Consider the following 23,507-nt stretch of genomic DNA (forward strand, 5'->3'; position numbering starts at 1 on the left):
TGGTTAGCCTCAGAGTGTGAGGTTATACCAGATTGATCGTGCCGGTGTAGATGGTCTGATTACCGTCAGAGAACTGACCTACGATGGAGATTGATCCCTGACCAGCAAGCAGGCTTGCATCCCCGAATTTAATGGGCTTACCTACAGTTGGGGATGTTGCTTCACCGATGGGGGTTGAACCGTTGTATACAGCAATTGTTTGAAGACCAGTGGTGTCGCCGCCGGTGATGGTCACAAGTAAAGATGCATGTGATGATGTGTTATCACCCGCAACTACTTTCACGCCGACTACATGGCTTGTTCCGATCCCGCCGGTCATACCCATGACGACAGCCGAGATGATGGCGACAAGGACGACCGTGATTGCCACAAGGAGGATCGTGCCGATGACCGGGGATACTCCGTCGTTTTTCTTTGTACTTACTTTCATAATATGCATGTAATAAAATGCTATAAAATAGCATAATACTATCGGACAGAGAACAGATTGTCCGACTGAATTAAATGTATTTTTGGATGAATACTCAGATCTGAGTGATAAAAAAGAGGACCCCGGGGGGTTTTGACGCATCATCAGGCGATGTTGATCGTGCCGGTGTAGATCGTCTGATTACCATCAGCAAATGTTCCGACGATTGAAATGGGGGCTGCACTTGCGTTCAAATAATATTGCGTTGGAGTTGCGTCGGAGAGATTAACGAATGTGATCGGCACCCCCACAGACGGCTTTCCGGTCGAAACATTGAAGAGATTGGACCCATTGTAGACTGTGAGTTTGCTCAGACCACTTACATCGCCGCTGGTGATGGTCACAAGTAATGTAGGGTAGCCGTCAGACGAATCGGCCCCCTGAACTACTTTCACGCCGACTACATGGCTTGTTCCGATCCCGCCGGTCATACCCATGACGACAGCCGAGATGATGGCGACAAGCACGACAGTGATTGCCACAAGGAGGATCGTGCCGATGACCGGGGAAACTCCGTCGTTTTTCTTTGTACTTACTTTCATAATATGCATTTGTTTATTGCCGATATAGAATAATAAAGCTATCTTCAAAGGCAAATTTAACTTTTTGAGATGAAATGGACACGACAGACGAGGTCAGCGTAAGGATCAAAAAATAGAGAATTTATTGGGATTCAGCTCTTTTGCAGAATCAAGCGAGGTTGATCGTGCCGGTGTAGATGGTCTGATCACCGTCAGTGAAAGTGCCGACAACGGAGATTGAGGCGGAACCGGCAGTCAGATTATCGCCATCGTAGAATTGTATTGGCACGCCAACTAACGGGGCTGCGGACGTCGATACATTTTCTATCAGCTTCGGCCCGTTGTAAACGGTAAGCTTAGTCAGACCTGTTGTATCTCCGCCGGTGATGGTTACCATTAATGCGCTGGTGTTATCACCCTGAACTACTTTCACGCCAACTACATGGCTTGTTCCGATCCCGCCGGTCATACCCATGACGACAGCCGAGATGATGGCGACAAGGACGACCGTGATTGCCACAAGGAGGATCGTACCGATGACCGGTGATACTCCGTCGTTTTTCTTTTCAGAGAATTTCATGATATATTATCATAGTAACAAGGGAGTAATAAGTGTATCTTTTCCGTCAATATCTTCCGTGCGGAGATAATACAGAAGGAAAAAATGCCGTGAAGCCGCCGGCGTATCCCGGGAAGAAAGAGGCGGCAGACCCCCGCCTCCCCTTATTTGATAGGCCTTACGCGGTGTGATCTTAACCGAAACAACAGACTTACTAATGAGGTATACTTCGATTTCGTGTACGGGGTTCATGTGGGCACATGAGATAAAACCAACCGCGAATCGGCGCGGTTGTTTTCTCTCTTGTTTACACACCCAACAAACTCCCTTCCCGAATTGGATTGACACCAACTCCGCGTAAGTCCTATTTGATAACAACAGTCCCCGAATAGAGGGTCTGATTTCCGTCCTTAAACCTGCCGACGACCGAAATATCGGCCTTCCCGGACGCCAGAGACGCCGGATTTTTAAAACTCAGCGGCGTGCCGACCGAAGAAAAAGGCGCCTCGCCGACGAACCTGGAACCGTTATACACCGTGATCGTCTTAAGATCGTCGGCATCCCCGCAGAAAACAGTAACAAGAAGCTCTCCTTCTTCTCCCGGATCAACACTCACGCCGATGATATGGCTCGTCCGAATCCCGGACGCCATCCCCAGGGCAGAGGCCGAAACGAGGGCAGCCAGCACAACGGTCAGCGCCACAAGAAGAATCGTGCCGATAACAGGAGATACGCCATCATCTGACCTTCTCTGCTGTTTCATGGTATGCAGAATATATTAACACATTCAGACGATAAACGTTTCTGAGGCGATTTGCGTCCGATAAAAAATAGGATATTGCAGATTTATCTATTTTTCCGCGGAAAAACATTCGAAATCCATCAAGAAAATATCAGCATGCACCGAAGCGGCGCCAATATCCGCCGGCGGAAAAATGAGGGGAATATCCTCGCATTTTCCGCCGCCGCGGGAGAATACCGTCAGTCGATGTAATAATAACTCGTACCAGATGGTGTTGGAACAGGATATAACTGATTAACCGAATTCCATACCGCATAATACTGATTTCCAAGACCGTTCGGTAAAGGTGCCGGGGCATCATTATTGGAAATCGACGGCCAGTTGTTTCCAAGGATCGACCCGGTGTTGTATGCACCCCCCCCGTTTCCGGTCTGTGCGATGTTTCTCTGAAGAGTGATGCCAAAGGAGGTAAACGTCCCGGAGTTGTATATGCCGCCTCCGTTTCGTATAGCTGTATTATCGGTGAAGGGTGTCGAGGCAGGGTTTATCGTGCCTGTGTTGTAAAATCCTCCCCCGTCAAGAGTTGCGGTATTGCCGGATATCGAACCGCCGAATAACGGAATGGAACCCTCGTTATAAATACCTCCTCCGTATTGTGCCTGATTACCGGTGACCGTAGATGTCCACGAAAACGTGTATGTACCTGCATTATATACCCCGCCGCCGGAGATGGAAGCAGTATTGCCGGATAGAATACCGCTAAAGTAGGCTATGGTCCCGTCATTATACACGCCGGCGCCGTACTTCGCAGAATTCTGTGTTATCGGCCCTTTGATCGAGACATAACCCGAGCCACCGCTGTAGATCCCGCCGCCTTTTTCCAAGGCGGTGTTATCTGTGATAATATTATCCGAGTAGAAGGTGAGCGAACCCAGATTGTAGATCCCTGCACCGTTCAGTGCAGTATTGCCGGATACGTTCACCGGAGAAGAAGCTGTCAGCTCGCCTTCATTGTAGATCCCGCCGCCGTTTCCGGTCGGGTTGGCACTGTTGACCGCTGTTATGGAATGGACCGCCAGGGATGATCCCTCCTGGATTTCCAGAAGAGGCGCCGAACCATGATCCATTCCGTCCAGTATAAGCTGGGTGCCTGCTTCCCAGTTAACATCCGCTCCGTTTTCGATAACTAGAAGGGGGCCGTTGTAGATCGGAGCACGGGATATGGTGACCACGGATAAACCGCCGTATCCGGTGTTTAATACGAGAACATCCAGATCGGTCGAAATCGTTATCGGCTCACGGCCAACCACGATATCCCCACGCAAGTTCAGCTGATTGCCGCTCAGATGGGCAATATCCGAGCCGTATGTTCCGTCTCCATAGTCATATGTCTTGTTTAATCCGGCCGACCATGCGTTGAGCGAATCTACAAGATCAGTTGGCGAAATATAGCCGTCACCTGAGTTATTACCCAGAATATAATATTCTCCGCCGCCGCTTGGATCCTGCGTCGGTGTCGGTGTGGGAGTCACGGTCGGCGTTGGTGTTATCGTTGGAGTAGGCGTTGTTGTGGGCGTGGTCGTCGGAGTCACGGTTGGAGTAGGCGTTGTCGGGGTCGGCAAAGGTGTCGTTGGTACGCCCGAACCCCGATAGAGCAGCTGCTCCCGGCCCAGATTATCCAGAGCGATGATCGTAAGATTGCTGACAGAATTACTTCCAGGTAACTGGACCGCCTGACCTGTACGCCACTCGACCCAGGCATCATCACCGTCGATACTCGTCAGATCGGTTATATCCACGCCATTGTTATAAAACACCAGCCGGTTTTTGTACAAAATATCCCCGCCGCTGTGATACAGCATCTGGGAACTGGCCGAAGGAGTAAAAATAACATTCGGCGTACTCTCAGCTGCGTTCTGCGTGGCCATTGACAGGGTAACGCCGATCACCGAAGCAGCGAGAACGACCAGAAGCAGCAGAAGAACAACGCCGACGACACTGGAGACACCTGATTCATTTTTCATATCAGGACCCCCTGACATCAACACGATATTCAGGCTCGGTCATGGTAAAATACAGATTCGGAGCGGTCAACTTGGTTATTTCCAGTGAGTATGACGTTGATGTAAGCATATTGACCTCGATAGATACACCTTCGACATTATCCCTTATTTTCATTTCGTTAATTTCGTTGAAAAATGCGCTCCACAATAAAGCATCCCAAGGGTCGTCATAATCAGCTTTATAGGTGATAGTTATCATCTGAATTGCGGATTCTGACCACGGATATGAGGGATTGATAAGAAGGGTATCCACCGGGATCCCTTCGGAACTGCCGACCGCAAATGACCCCTGCATCTTCGGAACGACCAAGTTGACATAGATATCATTCCCTATCTTTTTCAGGGAGAGTGAAGGCGGCGTCACCCAGGCGGCATGCCCGTAATCGTTTCTATACACCCCGCCCGCCTCGTAACCGATACGGGTGTTCGTCGTTCCAAACGTCGCATACAGCCGGCTGATCTGAGTAGTGTTGGGCGGATTATCGTCGATAGCGATACTAAGAGTGCCAACACCCTCTTGCATAAAGAGGGCACCGTCGGCATAGGCGGATGCTGCCGGAATCAGCATGCTGACACTCACCCCTTCCCATGTATTGCCACTTTGATTGAGATTATCAACGGCGATCTTATAATCCAGAAATGCATTCGTCACTTTTACCGCGTGATACTCCTCGGCATCCCTGATCTGCTCAGGAACGCCGACGACCGCCCACATGCCGATGATCATCGCGATGACCAAAAGGATCATCACAAATCCGACGGCGATAGAAAGACCGGAATCACGTTTCTCCATCATACTCACCGAAGCTCCATCCAAAACACACAGAGATGATTCGTATCAGCTGAACCGGGTGCCGGGTGGATGATCTCTTCCAGCCGGTAATTCAGCGTCACAACTCCTGCGCCGGCGACCGACATCTCAGGGACGTTTGTTTTGTTCACCACAACGACATATCTGCCTGATTCAACACCTGAACCGGGAAGAAGGATCCGGCCGTTCTGAAGAAGCGTGCCGCCTGCATAGCTGATCGCGATATCCTCGTCATACATATTGGACGACGTGTAGTTGAGACTGACGGCGGCGTACGGTCCGAATTGTTCGCCGTACGTCAGCGTTACTCTGCCAAATGACGCCGCTGATAACAGATTGGGAAAGACGGTGATCTCGGTCCGGTCGGCGGCGGGCGAGAGCGTGAACACCGCCTGACGGGTGATATTGGTTGAAGTGGACAGCCAGACGGTATCCATATCAGCTTTCATCTGACAAAACTCCAGAAGAACATCCCCGTTGTGCACCCGGTCCGCATTGGTCCCCATGACGGGAAGAGCAATGAGTGCCGTCATCGCGATCGTAATAATCAGGACCGTCAGGATAAGAGCCACGCTGACGACTTCAGAAAGACCTGGATCCGCATTTTTGTTCATTGCAGCCCCCTTACCTCAACATCATACTTAACTACGGTAACCGTACCCTGAAACGTGGCTCCGATTGAGGCATTCCAGAGATCCGCATACTCTGATGAGGAGTTGATCGTTATTGTGGAATTATAATATCGTTTTGTACTGTTCAACTTATATGTTATACTCAGTGGAATATTGCTGAGGATCTGCTGCTCTCCGCCTCCAGAAACCGCAACTATAACGACCTGTGCTTCACTCGTCGAGGGAGGAATAACAACATAGGGAGCCTCAGTTTTCTGTCCTCGAAAAACTGCACCCCCGTCATAAACGATACGTGCATCAGGAGAGTAATAATTCGCAGAATTGTAGGCAATCTTTAACGCATACACATAATTGTTTTCATTGACCGTAAAATTTGTACCCGGGGTCACGGTGACCGTACCTGTGCCAAGGGGCGGAGATAAAAACAGCAGACCGGACAGATCCGTTCCCTGGACCGGGGACGGGGAGATGACCCGGCTTGCGTTTGTACCGGTCTTGCCGTTCATCCACAGCAGATCGATCCCGTATTTGACATCAGCGATCTCTTCTGTAACCAGACGGGCGTGTTCTGTTTCGACCGCCTGCCCCTGGGCCGGGATATAAAAGAGGATCCAGACAGCTGCAACTGACACGACCAAAGCAATGATCAGTACAAAACCGATAACCTCGGCGACTCCGTCGTCAGCTGTCTTCTTCTTCATAATATCCGAAAGAATGGTTATGGTCTATTTTTGCTGTGAAGAGTATAGAATACTTCTGCACATGGAATAAAGAACAGGGACGCAATGCATATATGCAAAAACCGAGTACATAGTATCATGGATAAAACTGGACTTATCACACTGATCGTAGGTATTATTCTTCTCGCTTTAGGTATTCTTGGCATATGGTTCAACCTTGATCTGTTCATTCAGTTCGTACTGGGAGGATTTGGACTCGTTCTCGCACTCTGCGGTCTTGGCGCAGTTCTTCTGGGCATTCTGATGCTCAAAGAATAACTTTTTTTTTATGCAGACATTTGCTCTTGAAGATATCCCTTTTCAGCTGGATCTGACCGTTTCCTGCGGGCAGGCATTTCGCTGGCAAAAGCAGAACGGATTCTGGTATGCGCCGGTCAAAGACAAGGTCTGGAAGGTCCGGCAGGAAGGAGAACAGCTGCAGTACGAAGGACCCGCAGAGGAGGAACTCGTCAGATACTTCGGACTGGATGTCCCCCTGAACACTATTCTGGATGAGATCGATACGGATCCGCTGATCCATGCGGCGATTCATCAGTGCCGCGGTCTTCGCATCATCAGGCAGGATCCCTGGGAGTGTCTGATTTCGTATATTTGTGCGACGTGTGCGAATATTCCCGGGATCACGATGCGTATCGAGAATCTTTCAAAGAGTTACGGGAGAAGAGTCGAGGCGGACGGTTCCGTGTTTTACACGTTTCCAAAAGCGGAACGGCTCGCCGCCGAGGAGATCTGTTCTGTTCGGGCATGTAAAGTCGGGTACCGGGATACCTACATCTGCACTGCGGCAAAGACGGCGGCCGAAAATCCCCGCTGGGCTGAGGAGATCCGAGCGCTGCCCTACCTTTCAGCGAAAGAGAGACTGATGACTCTGCCGGGCGTCGGGCCAAAAGTTGCCGACTGTGTGCTTTTGTTTGCGTTTGAAAAGTATGAGGCGTTTCCGATCGATGTATGGATCGAGAGGATCCTTAGGACGAAGTATCTCGGCGGAGCGCAAAAACTCTCGTATAATAAGGCCGGAACATTTGCAAGAGACCATTTCGGGCAGTATGCCGGTTATGCCCAGGAATATTTATTCGGGATCAGGGAGGAGATAGCCGGAAAAGGGGAGTGATGACGGGAGAGAATAGTGTACTGACCCGGGTGTGTTTAACAAATAAATTTTCCAGGCGGACAATATATCTGGTTTAAGGAGAGATAATCTCCATCAATTGTAAGTAAACACTCATTTTTGGTACAAAAAATGACGCAAAATTTCCTTCTCCGACAGATATAAGATGCGAAAGGGCCCATTAATATAGTCATGAAACTGAGCATACTCACCCTTGCCGTCCTAGCAGCAGTACTCTGTTCGGCAGGATGTGTGATCAGCCCGCACGATATCATCGGGACCTGGACGAGTGAAGACATCTCGGGGCTGCCCGTTCCTTCGCCTGATGTGACACGGATCATCGTGGAGTTCACGCCGGACAGAAAAGGAACAGAGACCTGGGTCTACGCAAACGGGTGCAGATATGTCTCAAATATCTCCTGGATCGAAAATGACGACGGCACATTTTCCTATGCTTATGACTCCTGGCTGACGACGGTGTCAGAAAACGGAACGCTTGCCTCTGATGAAGAAGGACGGGTCTTTGTACGGGAAGGGAGCGATGCCGACAGCGGATATCCCGGAACATGGACGGCCGTCGAAGCGTATGAATATAACGGGATGCTCTATACCATAACCAACGAGATCTATCCAGACAACACCGGTGTTTCGATCTGGACGGATCAAAACGGCGTGACCGAACCGCCGTGGGAGATGGTCTGGTATCCGTACAAAGAGGATATGTATATCAATTATTACAAAGAGGCGCTGATCGGTTTTACTATACTGGATAATGGAACAGGGCTGGACAGTTATAATCTGACCTATACCAAAGCATAATTTTTTTCAATCGGAATTACGCGGTGTTGGTGTGGCTCCAATTCGGGAAGGAATTTGTTGAGTGTGGAAAGCTGAGAAAAACCAACCGCGAATCGGCGCGAATCCGCCCTTCGGGCGATATGAATCGGATTTGCTTTTCCTCACTCTCGCCCGTCGTGTCTAGTCGCAAGGCAAAGCCTTGCTCCGCTAAGGTTGTCCGCTTTCAGCGTCCAACCCGCTATCAACACGACGGCTCGTCCCTTCATCGGGACCGTTCGGGCAAATCCTGTCGGCGCCCCAGCGCCTCCCGTGAGAGGATTCTCTCTCGTCCAATCCCCAATCATTAAAAGAATCTTTGAATAGGACTTACGCGTTGTGGTCTCAAAATGAGGAAGAGATAGATCAGTTGGGAGGCGCTGGGGCGCCGACAGGATTTGCCCGAACGGTCCCGATGAAGGGACGAGCAAGACAGCGAAGCTGGATTGCGAGAGTGAGGATAAGCAAATCCGATTCTTATCGCCCGAAGGGCGGATTCGCGCCGATTCGCGGTTGGTTTTTTCTCTTGTGTCAAAAAGAATGTCGTACACGAAACCGAAGTACATCTAATACGAACTACTGTTTTTTCCAGTTAAGATCGCACCGCGTAACTACTATTCAAAAAAAGATTTTTTACATCGGACCCATAGGTCCCATGCCGCCTTTCTGCATCTGTTTCATCATTTTGCCCATCGCCATCCTGTTTCCTCTGAATCCTTTCAGGGTTTTCTGCATCATCTTATAGTATTTGATAAGATCCCTGACCTCTTCGATCGTTGAACCTGATCCTTTGGCGACCCGCATCATTCTGGACGTGTTGATCAGAGCGGGTTCATCGAGTTCCTCAGGCGTCATGGAGTCCATGATGATCCTAAACTTTTTCATCTTGTCGGCAGTTCCTTCGAGAGCGTCGGACGGCACATTCATGTTGCCCATCGGCAGCATGGATAGAACCTGTTTTAACGGACCCATCTTCTGAACCGCTTCGAGCTGTTTGTACATATCGTTCAGGGTAAACTTACCCCGAAGCATGGCATTGACGTCAACGTCCTCGGCATTGATGGACTCTTCAGCCTTTTCGACGAGGGCTTTCAGATCGCCCATCCCAAGAAGGCGGGAGATGAATCCGTTTGCATCGAACCGTTCGAGATCATCGATCGTCTCACCGTTACCGATAAAAACGATCCCCGACTGGGTCTCGGCGACGGCGGACATAGCGCCTCCTCCTTTCGCCGTTCCGTCCATCTTGGTCACGATAACGCCGTCGATCCCGATCGCTTCATGGAACCGTTTGGCCTGATCACGGGCCGCCTGACCAAGAGCCGCGTCGATGACGAGCCAGCGGTGATCGGGTTTGAGGTACGCATTGACCTCTGTGATCTCATCGATCAGATCATCTTCCAGGGCATGACGTCCGGCGGTATCGACGATGACGACATCCATGTCTTTCAGGGCGGCAAGTCCGTCTTTGACGATTTTGACAGCATCCTTCTCTTTAGGATCTCCGTAACTTGGGACATTGATCTTTTTGCAGAGCGTTTCGAGCTGGGCATATGCTCCGGGCCGGAAGTTGTCGGCGCCGATCGCCCCGACTTTCAGACCTTTTCTCTGGAAGTAGCGGCAGAGTTTTCCGGTCGTGGTGGTCTTACCCGAACCCTGCAGACCGGCCATCAGGATCTTCTGCGGTTTTAAGGAGAACTCGGCTTCTTTCCCGACGAGGTTGACCAGCTCCTGATAAACGATCCTGAGAACATGTTCGCGGGCGTTGATGCCTTTGGGGAGATTTTCGTCCAGAGAGCGGGCTTTTATCTGTTTGGACAGCTCCATCACGAGCTTAACGTTGACGTCAGAAGAGAGCAGGGCTCTCTGGAGATCGCGGACGAGTTCATCGACGGCGGCACGGTCGATGACCGTTTTGCCGGCGAGTTTCTTCATCGCGTCTTTGAGTGAGTTGGAAAGTGTGTCGAGTCCCATGTTAGTCATCTCCGAATATTTCATCAATGATCAGTGAAGGGGTGAACGGTTTCATATCATCATACCCCTGCCCGACTCCGAGAAAAACGAGCGGTTTGCCGATCGTGTAGGCGATCGAGATGGCAGCACCGCCTTTTGGATCCATGTCGACTTTGGTGAGAATGACGCCGTCTGTCGAGACGGTCTTTTCAAACTCTTCGGCACGTATAACTGCGTCGTTTCCGGCTACGGCCTCGTCCACGTAGAAGACGAGATCGGGTTTCATCACCCGTTTGATCTTTTCCAGCTGGTTCATGAGATTGACCCGGTTGTGGAACCGGCCTGCCGAATCGGCGAGGACAACATCCGTCTTGTGGGCTTTGGCATACTCAACGGTGTCGTAGAGAACGGCCGAGGGATCGGCTCCTTCCTGATGGGCGATGAGTTTGATGCCAAGTCTTTCACAGTGGACACGGATCTGTTCGATTGCCCCGGCACGGAACGTGTCGCCGGCTCCGACCACGACGGAGAGTCCCTGACTCTGAAGATAGTGGGCGATCTTGGCGACCGAAGTTGTTTTCCCGGTCCCGTTTACCCCGGTGAAGAGGATCTTGACCGGCTTTTCATGGTTTTTAATATAGGAAACCAGATCGAACCCTTCGCCGAGCACCTTTTCGATCGCATGTCTGAGAGCGTCCGTGACGACATCGTCAGCCGACTCGCGGAGTTTTCTGTGCGTGCCGACGAGCTCTTTTTTCATGTGCTCTGTGATTGCCTCGGCGACGGGATAAGCTACGTCGGACTCCAGGAGGACCATCTGGAGTTCGAAGAGCGATTCCTCGATATCTTTTTCGGAGAGGACAAACTCATGTTCTACGACAAGGGTTTTGATTTTATTGAGGAAGCCCGGGGCTTTTTTCTCCTCCGGCTCGGGCTTTGCTATGGTATGGGCGGCGGGAGCGGGCACTTCCGTCTCAGGCGCCGGGGTTTTTTTCTTCCCAAGGCCGAGTTTATTTTTCAGTCCTTCAAACATTATCTATTCATTCGGTCCTGTGAATATAAATTCCTCTCTGTTAGTTCCGCAAAGGAATACGCTCATATACTTAGACCGTAGAGTGAAGTACAAATGACAGCGGGCGGCGTGTTTCAAAAAACGCTGATCCTTGGAGGAATTATCGTGCTTATCCTTTCTGCGATGATCCTGCCGGTTTCAGCATCGAATGAGAATTATCTTGTTTTCTATATGGTCGGTTCCGATCTGGAATCGCAGGATCATTACGGATCAAAGAATTTACAGGACCTTGCAGGCAGCTGGGATCCGGATATTGGCGATATTATCGTTATTTACGGGGGGGCTGACAAAACCGGATGGGACAACGGTCTTGCCGTTACCAATCTGGAACTTCTGAAAAAGGATCTTCTTGACGGCGAGGTAGGGTCCGACGGGAATCCGGCCACGCCGACAGAGTTTGTTCTGACCCGCATTCCGGATCTGGATATCTCCTCGCCGGGTGCGCTGGCCAAGGGTCTGGCGTATGCAGACGCCTATGCTGCCGATGAGGGACTCACCTCAGCCAACAGATACCTGATCTTCTGGAATCACGGCGGAGGGTATGAGGGATTTGGCGCGAACGAACTGCTGGATACCTGGATGAGCGTGGAGGATCTGCAGAAAGGTCTTGCTGCCGCTAAAAAGTATGACATGATCATATTTGACGCCTGTCTGATGGCGTCTCTTGAGGTGGCGGACGCCTTGCATCCGTATGCGGATTATCTGGCGGCGTCAGAGGAGAATGTGCCGGGTGACGGACTCAATTATGCCGGGATCGGCAAAGCGCTTTCCAGTGATCCTTCAATGACCCCGGAGGATTTTGGAAAAACGATCATCACGTCGTTTATTTCGGTTCAGGACGGGGATGCAAAAACATTCTCTCTTGTCCGTCTCGATAAAACACCGTCTGTTGTTTCTTCTCTGGACACGCTCGGGCATTCCCTTCGGGAGGTTCTTGACGATGCCGATTCGCTTGCGGCGCTTGGCGATATCTACACAAATATCCAGGGATATGGAAGGAGTGATGACGGCTCAACGGTGACCTCGGTGGATCTCTATGCATTTGCAGACCTGATCCGCGCCAACACCGAAGAGGGGAGTTCCCTGCACACATCAGCCGGAGATCTTCAGACTGCCCTGCGGGATTATGTTCTTATGACAAAAGACTCAGGCCATTTCAGCGCTGCACACGGCGTGTCGATCGCGGCGCCGCGGGAGGAGTTTGTCAGCGAGTTTCCACGAAGCATAACATTTGGAAGAAACGGCTGGTACGAGTATTTTTCAACATATATGAACACAGCCGGCAGTCCTGCAAAGCCTGGCGCCCAATACAGGAGCAGCAGTGCAGACAGCCGGACGATCGTGGTGAACGATCCAACCAAGATGACGATCGTGTTTGCCGATTATCTGTATCTGAAGGACGGACTGTATCTCATCATCGGTCAGACGCCTCTTGAAGAGACCTATGTTCCCTCGGGCGGCGGGCTCTGGATCTCTGTTCCAAGCGGGGAGTATGATGATCCGGACTGGGACGGGACATGGTTTGTTCTCGGCGGCGAGGGGAAAAGCTCTGATGTGTTTGTTACGATGAAGTATGCGTATTCGTTCGTTGAGCAGGATTCTCTCAGCAACGTCTATCTGATCTACGGCAGTATGACTCGAACGGTCAGCGGAAAGGAGACAACTGTCCCGTCGGTGATCACTGCCGTTGTCGATATGGACGCGATGAAGACGACAGATATGTTTGTTGAATCCGTATCCGAAGACGGCTGGTATTCGCGTACGAATCTCTGGGGAGATACGAAAATTTTACCGGGCGATGTGTTTACCCCGCTTCTTGAGATCTACAACGAAGAGGAGGAGTCGGTCGAAACGGTATATTCCGCGGATCGTTTTACCTTCGGCGAGGATCCGGCGGCGGAACTTGTCAGAACAGCATTGGATGAGGAAAACTGCTACTGGGTCGCTGAACTGGACGATTATCTTGACGATGACGCGTTTTATCTTGAAGAACCTGATCTCCCGGACACCGGAAGCGCGAAGTCACCGATCCTGCCGGCCGGGCTGCTTTTTGGTCTCGCGGTCGCTTTCCTGCTGATCAGAAGAAGATAACGATCCCTTTTTTTGAGCGGGGCGTTTTTCGTGATGATGAACAGAAAGGGAAAAAAGAGAAGTTCAGCGGTGCTGAGTCTGAGAATAGATTTCCTGCATTCTCTGCTCAACGGCCCGCATCTGTTCCTGAAGCTTTCCAAGAGATTCGGAAAGCCGTTTTGCGGATGCATCCATCTCAGTGACCCGGTCGCGAAGGAATGTGATCGCGTCTTCGACCGGTTTTTCGACAGTGATGCCTGCGCCGATTCCCACCATGATGTTTTTGGTGTCGGTAACGGTTGCGTGAACCGATACGCCTCCTCCAAGATTGAGAAGCGTGGGGACATCTCCTTCCAGACCGCGGAAAGCTTCAAGCGACTCGATAGACGCCAGCGCTTCCCCGCGTGCCGATTCGATGAACCGGAGCTGCTGGGTCAGAAGTTCAAACTGCTGGGAATATTCATTGGCATATGCCTGGAGGGAGCGGACCTCCTGCTCCAGGGATGCCTGATCAGTATTACTCGCCATTAATAGCCTTTGCAGAGTCAATGGTAATATACTTGCGTTCGAGTCTGTGCTTGCTTCCAATCGTTGCAAGAGTAAACTCTCCTGCAAGCTTCTCGGAAGGTGCATCGACTGTTTTTGTGAAGGGCTTCATCTTTCCATCGTTTTTGAATGTGCCCTTTACCTCGAATTTCGGCATTTATTTCACCTCACAGAAATCGCATACTTCTTGCAAAGCATGCTCAACTCGTGAAAAAATAATTTTTTCACAAGAATCCAAATACATCTTCGATTCTACCAAGTTCATAGCCCGTGGTAGCGTTACCTGCCAGATATCCTTTGCTGTTGATCAGAAGACCGGTGCCGATCAGACCCGAACCCATGTTTACGGATCCGGTTCCGATTGCCAAATCAGCATTATCGATGCTGCGTTCCAGTTTTTCGATCTCTTCGGGGCTGCTTCTTGCCGGCAGAAGGATGCCTGCGTTTGTGCAGGCACACGTCATGCCGACCGTTCCAACTCCGGCAAAGGACATCGGGATGATCTTGACTTTCAGAAAATCCGCCACCATTTCGCGCATCGCAGACGACATGTCAGGATGTACAACAGCAAACGAATCATTGGTCAGAATTACGTTCCCTGCCGCATTCATCTCTTCTCCAAGAAGCAGGCAGTCGCCGTACTCCTGAAGGATTTCGAGTTCTGAATCCTGAATGAGACCGGAAACGACAAATCCGCGGGAGTTGCCTGTGAGGAGGAGACCTATGACAGAGGAACCCTGGATGAAGGTTTCGATAACCTCGACATCCAAAGCTTCCGCTATTTTGTCCCGGAACTCTTTTGGAGCTTCGACCGGGACTACGGCAAGATCTTCAAAGACACGGGCATACACGCCGATGTTCGGGTCACCATTCAATGACAGGGTCGGGTCCATTTATTCCTCAGCAAGTTCTGCCTGGACCTGACCGTCTTCGAACTTCATTGCCCGAACACGAATACGTCTTGGCGGTTTCTGGGATCCGCGCGCCCATACGAGTTCGTTAATGCTCTTGTCGAGTTTAACGTCATCACTCTTCATGTGATGCTCAAGGTAGCCGCGGATGTCTTTGATAGCTGCGTTTGCACGCTTGTAGCACGGAACACGCTTTACATCGCGAAGCGGGATCACGTATACCTGTTCTTTTTGCACTTCTACCATTTTTTTACACCTTCAGAGTGCTGCGTCTCCAGTTGCGTCTCTTTGGATGCGACACAACAGTGCGCTTGGTTTTGATCATGACCCAGGCAGGAACACGGCGGTTCTGCTGGGTTGCCTTTGCAAGACGAATCTTACGGCTTTTGGTAAGTTTGCTCATGGTTCATTCACCATTTTTTTCTTGATGATCAGAGACTGTTCATGATTTTTCGGAAAGAGAGACGTAAAGTCTATTCCTCTCCGGGTCATTTCAGATCTGATCTCGTTTTCGAAGTCACCGTTGGGGATCGTTCCGGTTTCGCCGTAGGCGATCTCAAAGAACTTCTCCGCCAGCCGGATGATCTCTGTTTTTCCGATGCCAAGCAAAGGGCGGATATAACTCACCCCGTACTTCATCTCAAGACTCTGCACTTCAGACTGTGTCCGCATCGGAACCCGGTCATCTCGTCGGGTTCCGTCGGCGACCACCTCATATTCCTGCGCTGCAGCACAGAGGGACCGTCGGTGGATTTCGTTGATAGCATTTGCAGGATGTCCGTCGTGAACGATTTGGTCCACGACTTCATCAAGGAAACCTGGCGCAAAGACCAGTTTCTTCCAGGGAAAACCGGTTTCCTTTGCCGCCGCCTCGATAGAAGGCACAACGCGGGTCTCATTAAAGACAAAGGTCAACAACTCCACATCATAATCTCTTGATAAGAGAACCGCGGCAAGACTGCTGTCTTTACCGCCGCTGTAGAGCACCCCTGCTTTCATCCGACCCTGCGGATATTGAATTCCTTCTTCTGCGGAACTATCTGAGTTAACAGCTGTCTGAGCTGTTCATCGGTAATCTTATTACGCAGGCGTCCAGACTGGGCGAGAGATACAATCTGCTGCTCGACGGAAGAGGCAAACTCAGGCTTTGTCAGCCGGATAGTGTTCAACCTTTCCCGAGCTTCAGGCTCCATAACCTGCATGAGTACAGACTGAATCTGTGCCTGCATCTGCTGCTGACGCTGGATCTGATCTTGTTCCACCATCTGCTGCTGCTGCATCTGCATCATACGCTGACGGCGGATCTCTGCGAGTTCATCGTCTCCCATTCTTGAATCACCTCGAATTGATCAATATGTAATTTTAATACTTTGCAAGTCCGGGCGCAGTCTCGACTGCCTGATCCTTTAAGGAATAAGCAACGCCGTCGAGGAATTTGCGGCCTTTTGCAGAGACATTTCTGCCGCCAGTCACCTTTTCGAGGTAGCCGGCTGCTTCGAGCTGCTGCATGACTTTTCTGGCAATGCTTCCACTGCCTTTTCTAAAGTGGGACGGCTTGGAACCGCGGTCCTGCACACCGCCGTAAACGGAGCGCATGCGCTCAACTCCAATCGGGCCGTCAACGTAAATTCTGCGCAGCACTGCTGCGGAACGAACATACCACCAGTCTGGATTTTCCGGTGGCATCTCCTTGTGTACTCCCGTCTTGACGAACTCTGCCCACTCGGGTGCTTTGATGACTGACTCATTCTTGAGTTCGTCTGCTACCTTTGCGAGGAGTAAGTCTGCCGGAATATCAAACACTGTAGTCATTGACAATCCTCACTGTATGCCGCATGTTGGAGACATGCTTCACTGCGGAACTTTTCCGCAATAGATGACATTAACAGTCTGTATAAATTAGAGTCGTAAGATAATATATGTTCGCTAGAAAAAAGTGAGATTTTATTTCCTTCCCATGAAGGAAGACTTGATCTTGTCACGGGCTGAGAGGTTTTTCGGCGGCGTTCTTCTCGCAGGTCCGGCTTCTAAGACCTTTCCGCGGTTTTTCGCGCCAAGGACCACCATTCTTCCGCGCGCGGCGATGACCTCTGCTGAGACGGAACTGGCAAGATCCTGCACTTCCTCGGTCTTCATGTCCGAACTCTGCAGCCATTTGATTTTGATAACTTTGCGTGTTTCGAGCTGGCGGCGTATCTCTGCAAGGAGATCATCGGTGTAGCCGTTTTTACCGACCCAGATGGTTGGTTTCAGGGTCTGGATATAGGATTCTGTAATATCTGAGATTGTTTTTCACCTTGATTCGGTTTTTTTATTGAGGGGGATACGGGTAACTGCTCCGCAGACACCGCACGTATAGATGATCTTCCCGTGCTGGATCCTGACCCGGAGATTCTTGCCGGGAACAAAGAAGGCATGACATGACGGACAGAAGGAACGCCGGTGACCTTTCGTCAGACGGACACGCTGCTTCATCGCCATCTCGCGTGCAAGAGAGACATACCTGGATGAAAATTCAGGCTGGTTCTCTGCCTCTTTTGCACGCTCAAATAAAATATCGATCCGTTCCAGAGCGATTTTTTTTGGTGAGATGCCTTTCTCTGCTTTTGCCATAGGGAATATGCCTTATACAATACTACCTGAGACCTATTGATTGTTTGCCTCGGGAAGAATTTTTACCCGGCGGCCGGAAACGTGCAGACGGTCAGCACAAAACAAAGCAACAGCCTCCGGATACGCAATGTGTTCCTGTTCTAAGATGCGTTCCGACAAAGAATCCTCATCATCGTCATCCAGGACCTCGACCGCTTTTTGTAAAATGATCGGGCCGGAGTCGAGCCCTTCATCAACGAAATGCACAGTACATCCGGCTATTTTTACGCCGTACTCCAAAGCCTGTCTTTGCCCGTGCAGACCGGAAAAGGCCGGAAGAAGCGCCGGATGGATATTGATCATTTTCCCGGAAAACTCCCGGGCGATCTCCGGACCGATGATACGCATATACCCTGCACAAACATAAAGATCAGCCCCAACATCCTGCATGGCAGTAAGAAGGTCACGTTCATACTCTGCTTTTGAGGTATAATCCTTGTAATTCAGAACAATTGCAGGAATACCGGCAGTATCTGCACGTTCGATCGCATAGGCTTCCCTATTGTCGGTCAAAAGAGCAACGATTTCCCCATTGATTTTGCCTGCTGCAAGGGCATCCTGAATCGCCTGGAAATTCGATCCGCGGCCTGACGCAAGTACTGCGATACGCTTCATGATAGTTATGTGTGAGGTAGAGGGATAATTAATCTTCTCTTATAAAAGATACGGCATAACCAACGGGATAACGATCAGCAGGACGAGAACATAGGAAACCGACCGGCAAATGGTGAATGCCGTTTTCTCATCCTTTCCCCGGCTGACAAACCAGGATCGCAGACTTTCACGCAGCATCTGACCGCCGTCAAACGGACCAAGCGGGAGAGCATTGAATATGCCGAGAAGGATATTGATCCAGGCACACCAGGAGAGGATATGGATGATCTCCCAGAAACCTGCAAAAGGAGCTGCAAGGATCGCAGGATCCGGACTGTCGACCATAAGGAAACTCAGCGCGTCCGTTCCGGCGATCGAGGAGAAGGGTAAGACCACAAAGGTCAGCAGGGAACCGGCAGCCTGAAGCGGCGAGTGCGGATACATGAGTTTGTCCAGAGCATTCGTTATGGCAGACGGTTCGGAGAACGAAACACCGATAAACCCGGTGTTTTCTCCCGGAGATAAAAGACGATCAGAAAGATCCTTCGGGATCGAGGTGAGCGTAATGTCATATGTCTGAGGAGTTCCGCGATATTCTCCACGCAGGGTGATCGTCTGGTTGACCTTTGTCGCTGCAAGAACTGCGGAGATGTCGGCGAGGCTGAAAACGGATGTGTTGTCAATCGAATAAACGATCATTCCCGGCATTACGCCTGCCTCGTCGGCCGGATAGCCTTCGTACACCCCATACACGTAGGGGGACGACCCGGGGACGACGAGACCAAGAAGAAGCACGAGACCAAGGAGACAGATTCCCCCAACAACCAGATTGTTCGTGATGCCGGCCGCATAGAGTCTGAGTTTTGTTCCAAGCGAAGAGTTTGCGATGTCCTCTTCATCCGGTTCGACAAAAGCACCCACCGGGATGACGAAGGCAAGGATCCCCGTGGATCTGACTCTGATGTTTTCCGCACGTGAAAGGATCCCGTGTCCGAACTCGTGGATGATCATCGCAAAAATGAGACCAAACCAAACGGCGAAGGTCGAGGGAACATACTCATTTATTCCCGGGATCAGGAGAAGATTCTGGGGAGCTATCGGCTCTGTATCGATGAAAAGGCTCATGAATGCCGTGAAGACAAAAAGCAGCGTAACAACGATGCCGCAGAGAATGGTCAAAATAACCCCGACATTTCCATAGATGAGAAGAAGGCGCTTCCATCCGGAAAGTTTGTCAAAAATACCGGTACGGGTCGTTTTGATCATCAGGAACGGACCCGTGAAGGAGAAGGTGTTTGGGAGAATATTGTATTTTACGATGGCGTAGCATATGCAGGCATACATCATCACTGCGATTAATACCGGAATAAGCCAGCCCAGATCCATTCTCTATGTATTGGAGGTGAAAGATTAAGAGGTTGCTTAGATGAAATCATCCAGGCCGGTCTGTGAAGATCGGTTGATGATATCCTTTACCGTCTGCCAGGATCGGCGGGCGCAGGCCGGAGCTTCGCCGTGATCACGGATATATCCGGTAAGAAAAGCGATCGTAAGGGGATCTGACGGATATCCGCTTCCGATCTCGCCGTACTCGTTTTTTAGTTCGGCAATACACCGGTCACGGGTGACTTTTGCCACAATACTTGCCGCTCCGACAACAGGAAATTTTGCGTCTGCTTTGTGTTCGGAACAGACCCCGGCGGAGATGCCGCTCAACCGAAGAACATTTTCTCCAAAACGCAAGGCATTCACATCGCATGCGTCAAGATAGATGAGATCAGGACAAAGAGCACGGACAACTTCCGCATGGCATGAAGCGGTGAATGCATTCATTGTCCCTTCGCGTGAATCGATATCAAAAGGAGTTCGCACGACCGTATATGTCTGCCATGAAGCAATGATCTCTTCAAACAGGCTTTCGCGTTTTTTCAGGCTGAGTTTTTTGGAGTCTCTGATGTCCAGCGCCGCAAGTTCGGCCAGATCCGAAACAACAACGCCTGCGGTGACCATCGGACCAAGAACCGGCCCCTTGCCCGCTTCATCGACGCCGCAGATTTTCATCAGATACGTATATTTCAGGGAATAGATATAATACCACCAGACATCATACGTTTTTTCATGTATCTCATCATCGTGGGTCTGGGCGGTATCGGAAGAAGTCTTGCCGGGATTGCGTCGGAGAATGGACACAGTGTTGTGGTTATCGATAAGGATGAGGAGAAGTGTGCAGACATCCTTTCTCTCCACGATCTTCTGGCAATCGCCGGAAATGCAACAGATAAGGCCATTCTCGAGGATGCCGGCATTGACCGGGCCGATGCACTTGTCGCGACCACCAGCGATGATGCGCTGAATCTGATGGCCTGCTGGCTTGCGAAGAAGTATGCGGTGAAAACCCTCGTTTCGATCGTGAATCAGAAAGAACATGCTGATCTGTTCAAAGAAGTCGGCGTCAGGATCAGTGAAAATCCGGATGAGATCGTGGCACGCAGCCTGTATCTCTGGTCGGAAAATCCTGACACCCAGCTTTTGGCATCGATCGAAGGAGGAAGTATTTTTGAGGTGACGGCTAGTGAAGGGGCAAAAGGCGTGAACAGGACGGTGAAAGATGTTTCGGATATGAAGGATATGCTCTACATTGCCATTCGAAGGGGGGGCAAACTGATCATCCCGAGCGGGAACGTCACGTTTATGCCGGGCGATGTGATCACGGTTTTTACAAAGAAGGAGTCGGAAGGAAGATCTGTAGAGTATATGGACGAACTCTTTCACTAAATCAAATCACTGTTTTTCAAAAAAAGGTGTCAAAGAGGAGAGAAGACTCCTCAAAAATTAGGTTTTATCCAAGCTCGTCCCAGCCGCCTCTGCGTCTTCGAATGAAAATGATCGCGCCGACGACAACCAGGACGGAAACCACGATAACGATGACGATCGGAAGGACACTGCCGACAGCGGCAAGAGGCGAAGCAGAAGCACTTTCCTGATACGCGGTTCCGTCAGCTAATGCCTGCTCCGAGGCTTTCAGGGTCTCGTCAACATTTGGCGAACCGCCGGTGTTATAGGAGATGGCTGCGACATCATAGGTATTTTTGACACCCTGATTGGTAATTCCAAGCAGTTTTGCTTCGGTATCCCAGCCTTTGCCGTACAATTCAGTGATGATGAGATCGACGGCGTCCGTATTTGCTTTAATAGCAGTCAGACCGGCAAGAGACAGGGCTTTTTCAGCTGCAGTCAAAGACGTGGTTGCGGCTTCCAGTTTTTTGCTGGCGACCGAAATATCTGCAGTTCCCGCGGATTTTGCCGCAGCAAGAGAGGTTTTTGCTGACTCCAGATTTGTAACTACGGACGAGACATCGACCCCGTACGATGTATACGTAGCAACACGAGACTCAAGAGAGGTGATCTGTTCCTGTGTCTCCGCGAGCATGCCAGAAAAGTCATCTGGATTATAGACCTTCTGTGCCGGGGAGGAATAGGTAGAGTAACCGCTCGCAGTTGCCGATCCAGAATCCTGATCGATTTTCAGAACAGTAATGGACTGACCTTTCAAACTATCAGGAACAAGACCGCTCAGAGCGATATACAGAGTGACCGGCTGATCGTAATCCAGAACGAATCCTGAGATAGTGTAGGCGAAACTCGTGGAGGTGAAGGTCGTGATAAGAGAATCACTACTGGTTTGATTATTGACGACCGTGCCTTTGTATACATATACGGTCCAATGCGTCGAGTCTCTAAGGGCAGTCGTCAATTTGAGAGATCCCGACGTGCTGATACTGTCCTTTGGAAGAGATATGGTCATAGATGCAGTGACCGCTTCACCAGGACTCAAAGACCCGGACGGGTCGATCGTTGCTCCGTTCGTATACGTAAATGCCGATCCGGTGCCGATAAACATTGCACAGACCAGGAGTGCCAATAATATATATGTTATTTTCTTCATTGTGTCCTCATTCAAACAGGGGATCGATACCATCCTCAAACATCGATGAAGTGGCCCGTTCACGGGATCTCACGACCTCTTCCTTTGCTTCCTTTGCAAGCTCCATCAGCTCGCGTATGCGGGGAGCATTCCCGATCGTTGCAAGCAGGACCACTGCCGCAACATAGCCGCTGTCGACCGGATAATCGCCGCCGCGAACCTCGACGCCGGCAATATTTTCCTCGACCCAGCTCTTGGACTTCTCCACGCCTTTGCGGTCAAGTTCCGTCGGCGGGCCGGCAACCAGAACGAGAGCACGTTCGGCTGTCGAGTAATCACAGGGGAGAGTCAGCCGTCCAAGCATCGCACGGCGGACAAGGCCGATGATCTTTGCGGATTTATCCTCGCTCGAAGTTATATCGATGTGGGGCTCCTGACGTTTGTCCTTCTTGCCAAGAAGACCGCCGAGAAGGCCGCCGCCCGACTTCGATGAAGACCGGCCGCCTTTGGGGATAGCCTCGCTGATCGCATAGCCGACCGAAGAGATACCTCCGCCCCGCAGTGTATTGATGATCTCACTCGAGTCGACGACCATCTCTCCGACACCGAACTTATTCACCTCGCCGGCACGGAAAAGAACACCGAATCTGCGGACGATCTCCTCATTGAGCCGGTCGAACGCACTCTTCACACTCTCGCCGTCGTTCTTCCAGGCACTGTTGTCAAAGACGATGACATTGTCAGCCTCATTTACCAGCGTGGATAAACTTCGGGCGGCATTGAGAGAATAAAGACGCCCCTCTTCCGGAGCAGGGATGATTCCGAGAGCATAGACCGGTTCACGATAGATACGTTTTAAATGACGGCAGAGAACCGGAGCTCCGCCGGAACCCGTACCTCCGCCCAATCCGGCACAAACAACGAATGCATCGACATCATGGGTCCCGCGTTTGTCGATCGCATTGATGATCGTGTCGATCTCATCAGCCGCCACCTTGGCGCCGGTTACGTTATCGGTTCCGACCCCGTGGCCTTTGACCATTGTCTGGCCGATCAGAAGGCGATCCTCCATAGGGATGTATTTTACCCCCATCAGATCGGTCCGGGCAGTATTGATAACAATACCGCGGAAGCTCGTGGATCCTAACTTTTTGTCCTGTGCCAGGAACATATCCACGATCTTTCCTCCTGCTTGTCCAAATCCTATAAAAAACACTCGCATTTACTGTAGACACCTTTAATTGTGATATATATGTAAGTCATCGAATATATATGACTTCCATACTATACGACGACGTCTGCCAA

30 protein-coding genes are annotated in these 23,507 nt (G+C 50.7%); 5 read left to right on the forward strand and 25 right to left on the reverse strand.

Translation table 11 applies throughout. The annotated features are described in order from the left end of the window. Positions 1-22: 22 nt before the first annotated feature. The 8 genes from H575_RS09520 to H575_RS03485 all read right to left on the reverse strand — a co-directional run bounded on the left by H575_RS09520 (position 23) and on the right by H575_RS03485 (position 6,498). Positions 23-430, reverse strand: a complete 408-nt coding sequence (locus H575_RS09520; RefSeq protein ID WP_042697982.1) for a type IV pilin — start codon at positions 428-430, stop codon at positions 23-25. Positions 431-573: 143 nt separating this feature from the next. After that, positions 574-1,011 carry a type IV pilin gene (locus H575_RS09525; RefSeq protein ID WP_052319941.1) on the reverse strand — a complete coding sequence of 146 codons (438 nt, stop codon included), beginning with the start codon at positions 1,009-1,011 and terminating at the stop codon, positions 574-576. A gap of 148 nt (positions 1,012-1,159) precedes the next feature. Next, positions 1,160-1,570 carry a type IV pilin gene (locus H575_RS09530; RefSeq protein WP_052319942.1) on the reverse strand — a complete coding sequence of 137 codons (411 nt, stop codon included), beginning with the start codon at positions 1,568-1,570 and terminating at the stop codon, positions 1,160-1,162. 343 nt (positions 1,571-1,913) lie between these two features. Further along, positions 1,914-2,312, reverse strand: a complete 399-nt coding sequence (locus H575_RS08905; RefSeq protein ID WP_052319943.1) for a type IV pilin — start codon at positions 2,310-2,312, stop codon at positions 1,914-1,916. Between the two features lie 218 nt (positions 2,313-2,530). Further along, positions 2,531-4,315: a type IV pilin gene (locus H575_RS08910; protein ID WP_052319944.1), complete on the reverse strand. Its 1,785-nt coding sequence runs from the start codon at positions 4,313-4,315 to the stop codon at positions 2,531-2,533. A gap of 1 nt (position 4,316) precedes the next feature. After that, positions 4,317-5,150: a DUF7289 family protein gene (locus H575_RS03475; protein WP_042697985.1), complete on the reverse strand. Its 834-nt coding sequence runs from the start codon at positions 5,148-5,150 to the stop codon at positions 4,317-4,319. Between the two features lie 2 nt (positions 5,151-5,152). Continuing rightward, entirely contained in the window at positions 5,153-5,779 is a 627-nt protein-coding gene (locus H575_RS03480; RefSeq protein ID WP_042697987.1) for a hypothetical protein, read from the reverse strand. Then, a complete protein-coding gene (locus tag H575_RS03485; protein WP_042697989.1) occupies positions 5,776-6,498 on the reverse strand; it encodes a DUF7289 family protein in 723 nt (240 codons plus the stop codon). Before H575_RS03485 ends, H575_RS03480 begins: the two co-directional genes overlap by 4 nt. A gap of 117 nt (positions 6,499-6,615) precedes the next feature. On the opposite strand from H575_RS03485, the gene H575_RS03490 reads away from it, so the two are divergent. From H575_RS03490 to H575_RS03500, 3 genes are all read left to right on the forward strand, one after another. Continuing rightward, positions 6,616-6,795 (forward strand): hypothetical protein, encoded by a 180-nt coding sequence (locus H575_RS03490; protein WP_042697992.1) that lies wholly within the window; start codon positions 6,616-6,618, stop codon positions 6,793-6,795. A 10-nt stretch (positions 6,796-6,805) separates the two neighbouring features. After that, complete coding sequence (locus tag H575_RS03495) at positions 6,806-7,648, forward strand: DNA glycosylase (RefSeq protein ID WP_042697995.1); 843 nt, start codon at positions 6,806-6,808, stop codon at positions 7,646-7,648. Positions 7,649-7,837: 189 nt separating this feature from the next. Next, positions 7,838-8,464 (forward strand): hypothetical protein, encoded by a 627-nt coding sequence (locus H575_RS03500; protein WP_042697998.1) that lies wholly within the window; start codon positions 7,838-7,840, stop codon positions 8,462-8,464. A gap of 648 nt (positions 8,465-9,112) precedes the next feature. On the opposite strand, the gene H575_RS03510 is transcribed toward H575_RS03500, so the two are convergent. Together H575_RS03510 and ftsY are read right to left on the reverse strand one after the other, a co-directional pair. Next, positions 9,113-10,453, reverse strand: a complete 1,341-nt coding sequence (locus tag H575_RS03510; RefSeq protein WP_042698003.1) for a signal recognition particle protein Srp54 — start codon at positions 10,451-10,453, stop codon at positions 9,113-9,115. Between the two features lies 1 nt (position 10,454). Further along, positions 10,455-11,465, reverse strand: coding sequence for a signal recognition particle-docking protein FtsY (gene ftsY, locus H575_RS03515; protein ID WP_042698007.1), 1,011 nt, complete (start codon positions 11,463-11,465; stop codon positions 10,455-10,457). A 93-nt stretch (positions 11,466-11,558) separates the two neighbouring features. Here ftsY and H575_RS03520 point away from each other — a divergent pair, with 93 nt between their 5' ends. Then, positions 11,559-13,595 carry a clostripain-related cysteine peptidase gene (locus H575_RS03520; protein WP_042698009.1) on the forward strand — a complete coding sequence of 679 codons (2,037 nt, stop codon included), beginning with the start codon at positions 11,559-11,561 and terminating at the stop codon, positions 13,593-13,595. A gap of 63 nt (positions 13,596-13,658) precedes the next feature. On the opposite strand, the gene pfdA is transcribed toward H575_RS03520, so the two are convergent. From pfdA to rnhB, 13 genes are all read right to left on the reverse strand, one after another. Beyond that, positions 13,659-14,102, reverse strand: a complete 444-nt coding sequence (gene pfdA / locus H575_RS03525) for a prefoldin subunit alpha (RefSeq protein ID WP_042698012.1) — start codon at positions 14,100-14,102, stop codon at positions 13,659-13,661. Further along, positions 14,092-14,277 (reverse strand): 50S ribosomal protein L18Ae, encoded by a 186-nt coding sequence (gene rpl18a, locus H575_RS03530; RefSeq protein ID WP_042698015.1) that lies wholly within the window; start codon positions 14,275-14,277, stop codon positions 14,092-14,094. The genes pfdA and rpl18a overlap by 11 nt, the downstream gene beginning before the upstream one ends. Positions 14,278-14,344: 67 nt before the next feature. After that, complete coding sequence (locus H575_RS03535; protein ID WP_042698018.1) at positions 14,345-15,013, reverse strand: translation initiation factor IF-6; 669 nt, start codon at positions 15,011-15,013, stop codon at positions 14,345-14,347. Next, a complete protein-coding gene (locus H575_RS03540; protein WP_011833847.1) occupies positions 15,014-15,277 on the reverse strand; it encodes a 50S ribosomal protein L31e in 264 nt (87 codons plus the stop codon). It abuts the gene before it with no gap. Positions 15,278-15,281: 4 nt separating this feature from the next. Beyond that, complete coding sequence (locus tag H575_RS09100; protein ID WP_011833848.1) at positions 15,282-15,434, reverse strand: 50S ribosomal protein L39e; 153 nt, start codon at positions 15,432-15,434, stop codon at positions 15,282-15,284. Further along, entirely contained in the window at positions 15,431-16,030 is a 600-nt protein-coding gene (locus H575_RS03545; RefSeq protein WP_042698023.1) for a DUF7411 family protein, read from the reverse strand. Before H575_RS03545 ends, H575_RS09100 begins: the two co-directional genes overlap by 4 nt. After that, entirely contained in the window at positions 16,027-16,359 is a 333-nt protein-coding gene (locus tag H575_RS03550; RefSeq protein ID WP_042698026.1) for a DNA-binding protein, read from the reverse strand. The genes H575_RS03545 and H575_RS03550 overlap by 4 nt, the downstream gene beginning before the upstream one ends. A 34-nt stretch (positions 16,360-16,393) precedes the next feature. Further along, positions 16,394-16,843 (reverse strand): 30S ribosomal protein S19e, encoded by a 450-nt coding sequence (locus H575_RS03555; RefSeq protein ID WP_042698029.1) that lies wholly within the window; start codon positions 16,841-16,843, stop codon positions 16,394-16,396. A 132-nt stretch (positions 16,844-16,975) separates the two neighbouring features. Next, positions 16,976-17,317, reverse strand: a complete 342-nt coding sequence (locus tag H575_RS09105) for a YhbY family RNA-binding protein (protein WP_318261622.1) — start codon at positions 17,315-17,317, stop codon at positions 16,976-16,978. A gap of 6 nt (positions 17,318-17,323) precedes the next feature. Beyond that, on the reverse strand, positions 17,324-17,644 hold the full coding sequence (locus H575_RS03565) for a ribonuclease P protein component 4 (protein WP_042698034.1): 321 nt from the start codon (positions 17,642-17,644) through the stop codon (positions 17,324-17,326). Positions 17,645-17,677: 33 nt separating this feature from the next. Further along, entirely contained in the window at positions 17,678-18,298 is a 621-nt protein-coding gene (gene purN / locus H575_RS03570) for a phosphoribosylglycinamide formyltransferase (RefSeq protein WP_042698037.1), read from the reverse strand. Between the two features lie 39 nt (positions 18,299-18,337). Further along, positions 18,338-19,663, reverse strand: coding sequence for a site-2 protease family protein (locus tag H575_RS03575; protein WP_052319945.1), 1,326 nt, complete (start codon positions 19,661-19,663; stop codon positions 18,338-18,340). A 36-nt stretch (positions 19,664-19,699) separates the two neighbouring features. Next, a complete protein-coding gene (gene rnhB, locus H575_RS03580) occupies positions 19,700-20,338 on the reverse strand; it encodes a ribonuclease HII (RefSeq protein WP_042698040.1) in 639 nt (212 codons plus the stop codon). 57 nt (positions 20,339-20,395) lie between these two features. On the opposite strand from rnhB, the gene H575_RS03585 reads away from it, so the two are divergent. Further along, positions 20,396-21,052, forward strand: a complete 657-nt coding sequence (locus H575_RS03585) for a potassium channel family protein (RefSeq protein ID WP_042698043.1) — start codon at positions 20,396-20,398, stop codon at positions 21,050-21,052. Between the two features lie 64 nt (positions 21,053-21,116). Here H575_RS03585 and H575_RS03590 read toward each other — a convergent pair whose 3' ends face one another. Then, entirely contained in the window at positions 21,117-22,223 is a 1,107-nt protein-coding gene (locus tag H575_RS03590) for a hypothetical protein (RefSeq protein ID WP_211213854.1), read from the reverse strand. Between the two features lie 7 nt (positions 22,224-22,230). Beyond that, positions 22,231-23,424 carry a tubulin/FtsZ family protein gene (locus H575_RS03595; protein WP_042698049.1) on the reverse strand — a complete coding sequence of 398 codons (1,194 nt, stop codon included), beginning with the start codon at positions 23,422-23,424 and terminating at the stop codon, positions 22,231-22,233. Positions 23,425-23,507 lie beyond the last annotated feature (83 nt).

The organism is Methanocorpusculum bavaricum DSM 4179 (assembly GCF_000430905.1).
In the GTDB taxonomy this organism is placed as follows: domain Archaea; phylum Halobacteriota; class Methanomicrobia; order Methanomicrobiales; family Methanocorpusculaceae; genus Methanocorpusculum; species Methanocorpusculum parvum.

Bases quoted from the DNA above. Each gene is read 5' to 3' on its own strand.
- H575_RS09520 (WP_042697982.1), bottom strand. From the start codon at position 430: ATGAAAGTAAGTACAAAGAAAAACGACGGAGTATCCCCGGTCATCGGC.
- H575_RS09525 (WP_052319941.1), bottom strand. From the start codon at position 1,011: ATGAAAGTAAGTACAAAGAAAAACGACGGAGTTTCCCCGGTCATCGGC.
- H575_RS09530 (WP_052319942.1), bottom strand. From the start codon at position 1,570: ATGAAATTCTCTGAAAAGAAAAACGACGGAGTATCACCGGTCATCGGT.
- H575_RS08905 (WP_052319943.1), bottom strand. From the start codon at position 2,312: ATGAAACAGCAGAGAAGGTCAGATGATGGCGTATCTCCTGTTATCGGC.
- H575_RS08910 (WP_052319944.1), bottom strand. From the start codon at position 4,315: ATGAAAAATGAATCAGGTGTCTCCAGTGTCGTCGGCGTTGTTCTTCTG.
- H575_RS03475 (WP_042697985.1), bottom strand. From the start codon at position 5,150: ATGATGGAGAAACGTGATTCCGGTCTTTCTATCGCCGTCGGATTTGTG.
- H575_RS03480 (WP_042697987.1), bottom strand. From the start codon at position 5,779: ATGAACAAAAATGCGGATCCAGGTCTTTCTGAAGTCGTCAGCGTGGCT.
- H575_RS03485 (WP_042697989.1), bottom strand. From the start codon at position 6,498: ATGAAGAAGAAGACAGCTGACGACGGAGTCGCCGAGGTTATCGGTTTT.
- H575_RS03490 (WP_042697992.1), top strand. From the start codon at position 6,616: ATGGATAAAACTGGACTTATCACACTGATCGTAGGTATTATTCTTCTC.
- H575_RS03495 (WP_042697995.1), top strand. From the start codon at position 6,806: ATGCAGACATTTGCTCTTGAAGATATCCCTTTTCAGCTGGATCTGACC.
- H575_RS03500 (WP_042697998.1), top strand. From the start codon at position 7,838: ATGAAACTGAGCATACTCACCCTTGCCGTCCTAGCAGCAGTACTCTGT.
- H575_RS03510 (WP_042698003.1), bottom strand. From the start codon at position 10,453: ATGGGACTCGACACACTTTCCAACTCACTCAAAGACGCGATGAAGAAA.
- ftsY (WP_042698007.1), bottom strand. From the start codon at position 11,465: ATGTTTGAAGGACTGAAAAATAAACTCGGCCTTGGGAAGAAAAAAACC.
- H575_RS03520 (WP_042698009.1), top strand. From the start codon at position 11,559: ATGACAGCGGGCGGCGTGTTTCAAAAAACGCTGATCCTTGGAGGAATT.
- pfdA (WP_042698012.1), bottom strand. From the start codon at position 14,102: ATGGCGAGTAATACTGATCAGGCATCCCTGGAGCAGGAGGTCCGCTCC.
- rpl18a (WP_042698015.1), bottom strand. From the start codon at position 14,277: ATGCCGAAATTCGAGGTAAAGGGCACATTCAAAAACGATGGAAAGATG.
- H575_RS03535 (WP_042698018.1), bottom strand. From the start codon at position 15,013: ATGGACCCGACCCTGTCATTGAATGGTGACCCGAACATCGGCGTGTAT.
- H575_RS03540 (WP_011833847.1), bottom strand. From the start codon at position 15,277: ATGGTAGAAGTGCAAAAAGAACAGGTATACGTGATCCCGCTTCGCGAT.
- H575_RS09100 (WP_011833848.1), bottom strand. From the start codon at position 15,434: ATGAGCAAACTTACCAAAAGCCGTAAGATTCGTCTTGCAAAGGCAACC.
- H575_RS03545 (WP_042698023.1), bottom strand. From the start codon at position 16,030: ATGAAAGCAGGGGTGCTCTACAGCGGCGGTAAAGACAGCAGTCTTGCC.
- H575_RS03550 (WP_042698026.1), bottom strand. From the start codon at position 16,359: ATGGGAGACGATGAACTCGCAGAGATCCGCCGTCAGCGTATGATGCAG.
- H575_RS03555 (WP_042698029.1), bottom strand. From the start codon at position 16,843: ATGACTACAGTGTTTGATATTCCGGCAGACTTACTCCTCGCAAAGGTA.
- H575_RS03565 (WP_042698034.1), bottom strand. From the start codon at position 17,644: ATGGCAAAAGCAGAGAAAGGCATCTCACCAAAAAAAATCGCTCTGGAA.
- purN (WP_042698037.1), bottom strand. From the start codon at position 18,298: ATGAAGCGTATCGCAGTACTTGCGTCAGGCCGCGGATCGAATTTCCAG.
- H575_RS03575 (WP_052319945.1), bottom strand. From the start codon at position 19,663: ATGGATCTGGGCTGGCTTATTCCGGTATTAATCGCAGTGATGATGTAT.
- rnhB (WP_042698040.1), bottom strand. From the start codon at position 20,338: ATGAAAATCTGCGGCGTCGATGAAGCGGGCAAGGGGCCGGTTCTTGGT.
- H575_RS03585 (WP_042698043.1), top strand. From the start codon at position 20,396: ATGTATCTCATCATCGTGGGTCTGGGCGGTATCGGAAGAAGTCTTGCC.
- H575_RS03590 (WP_211213854.1), bottom strand. From the start codon at position 22,223: ATGAAGAAAATAACATATATATTATTGGCACTCCTGGTCTGTGCAATG.
- H575_RS03595 (WP_042698049.1), bottom strand. From the start codon at position 23,424: ATGCGAGTGTTTTTTATAGGATTTGGACAAGCAGGAGGAAAGATCGTG.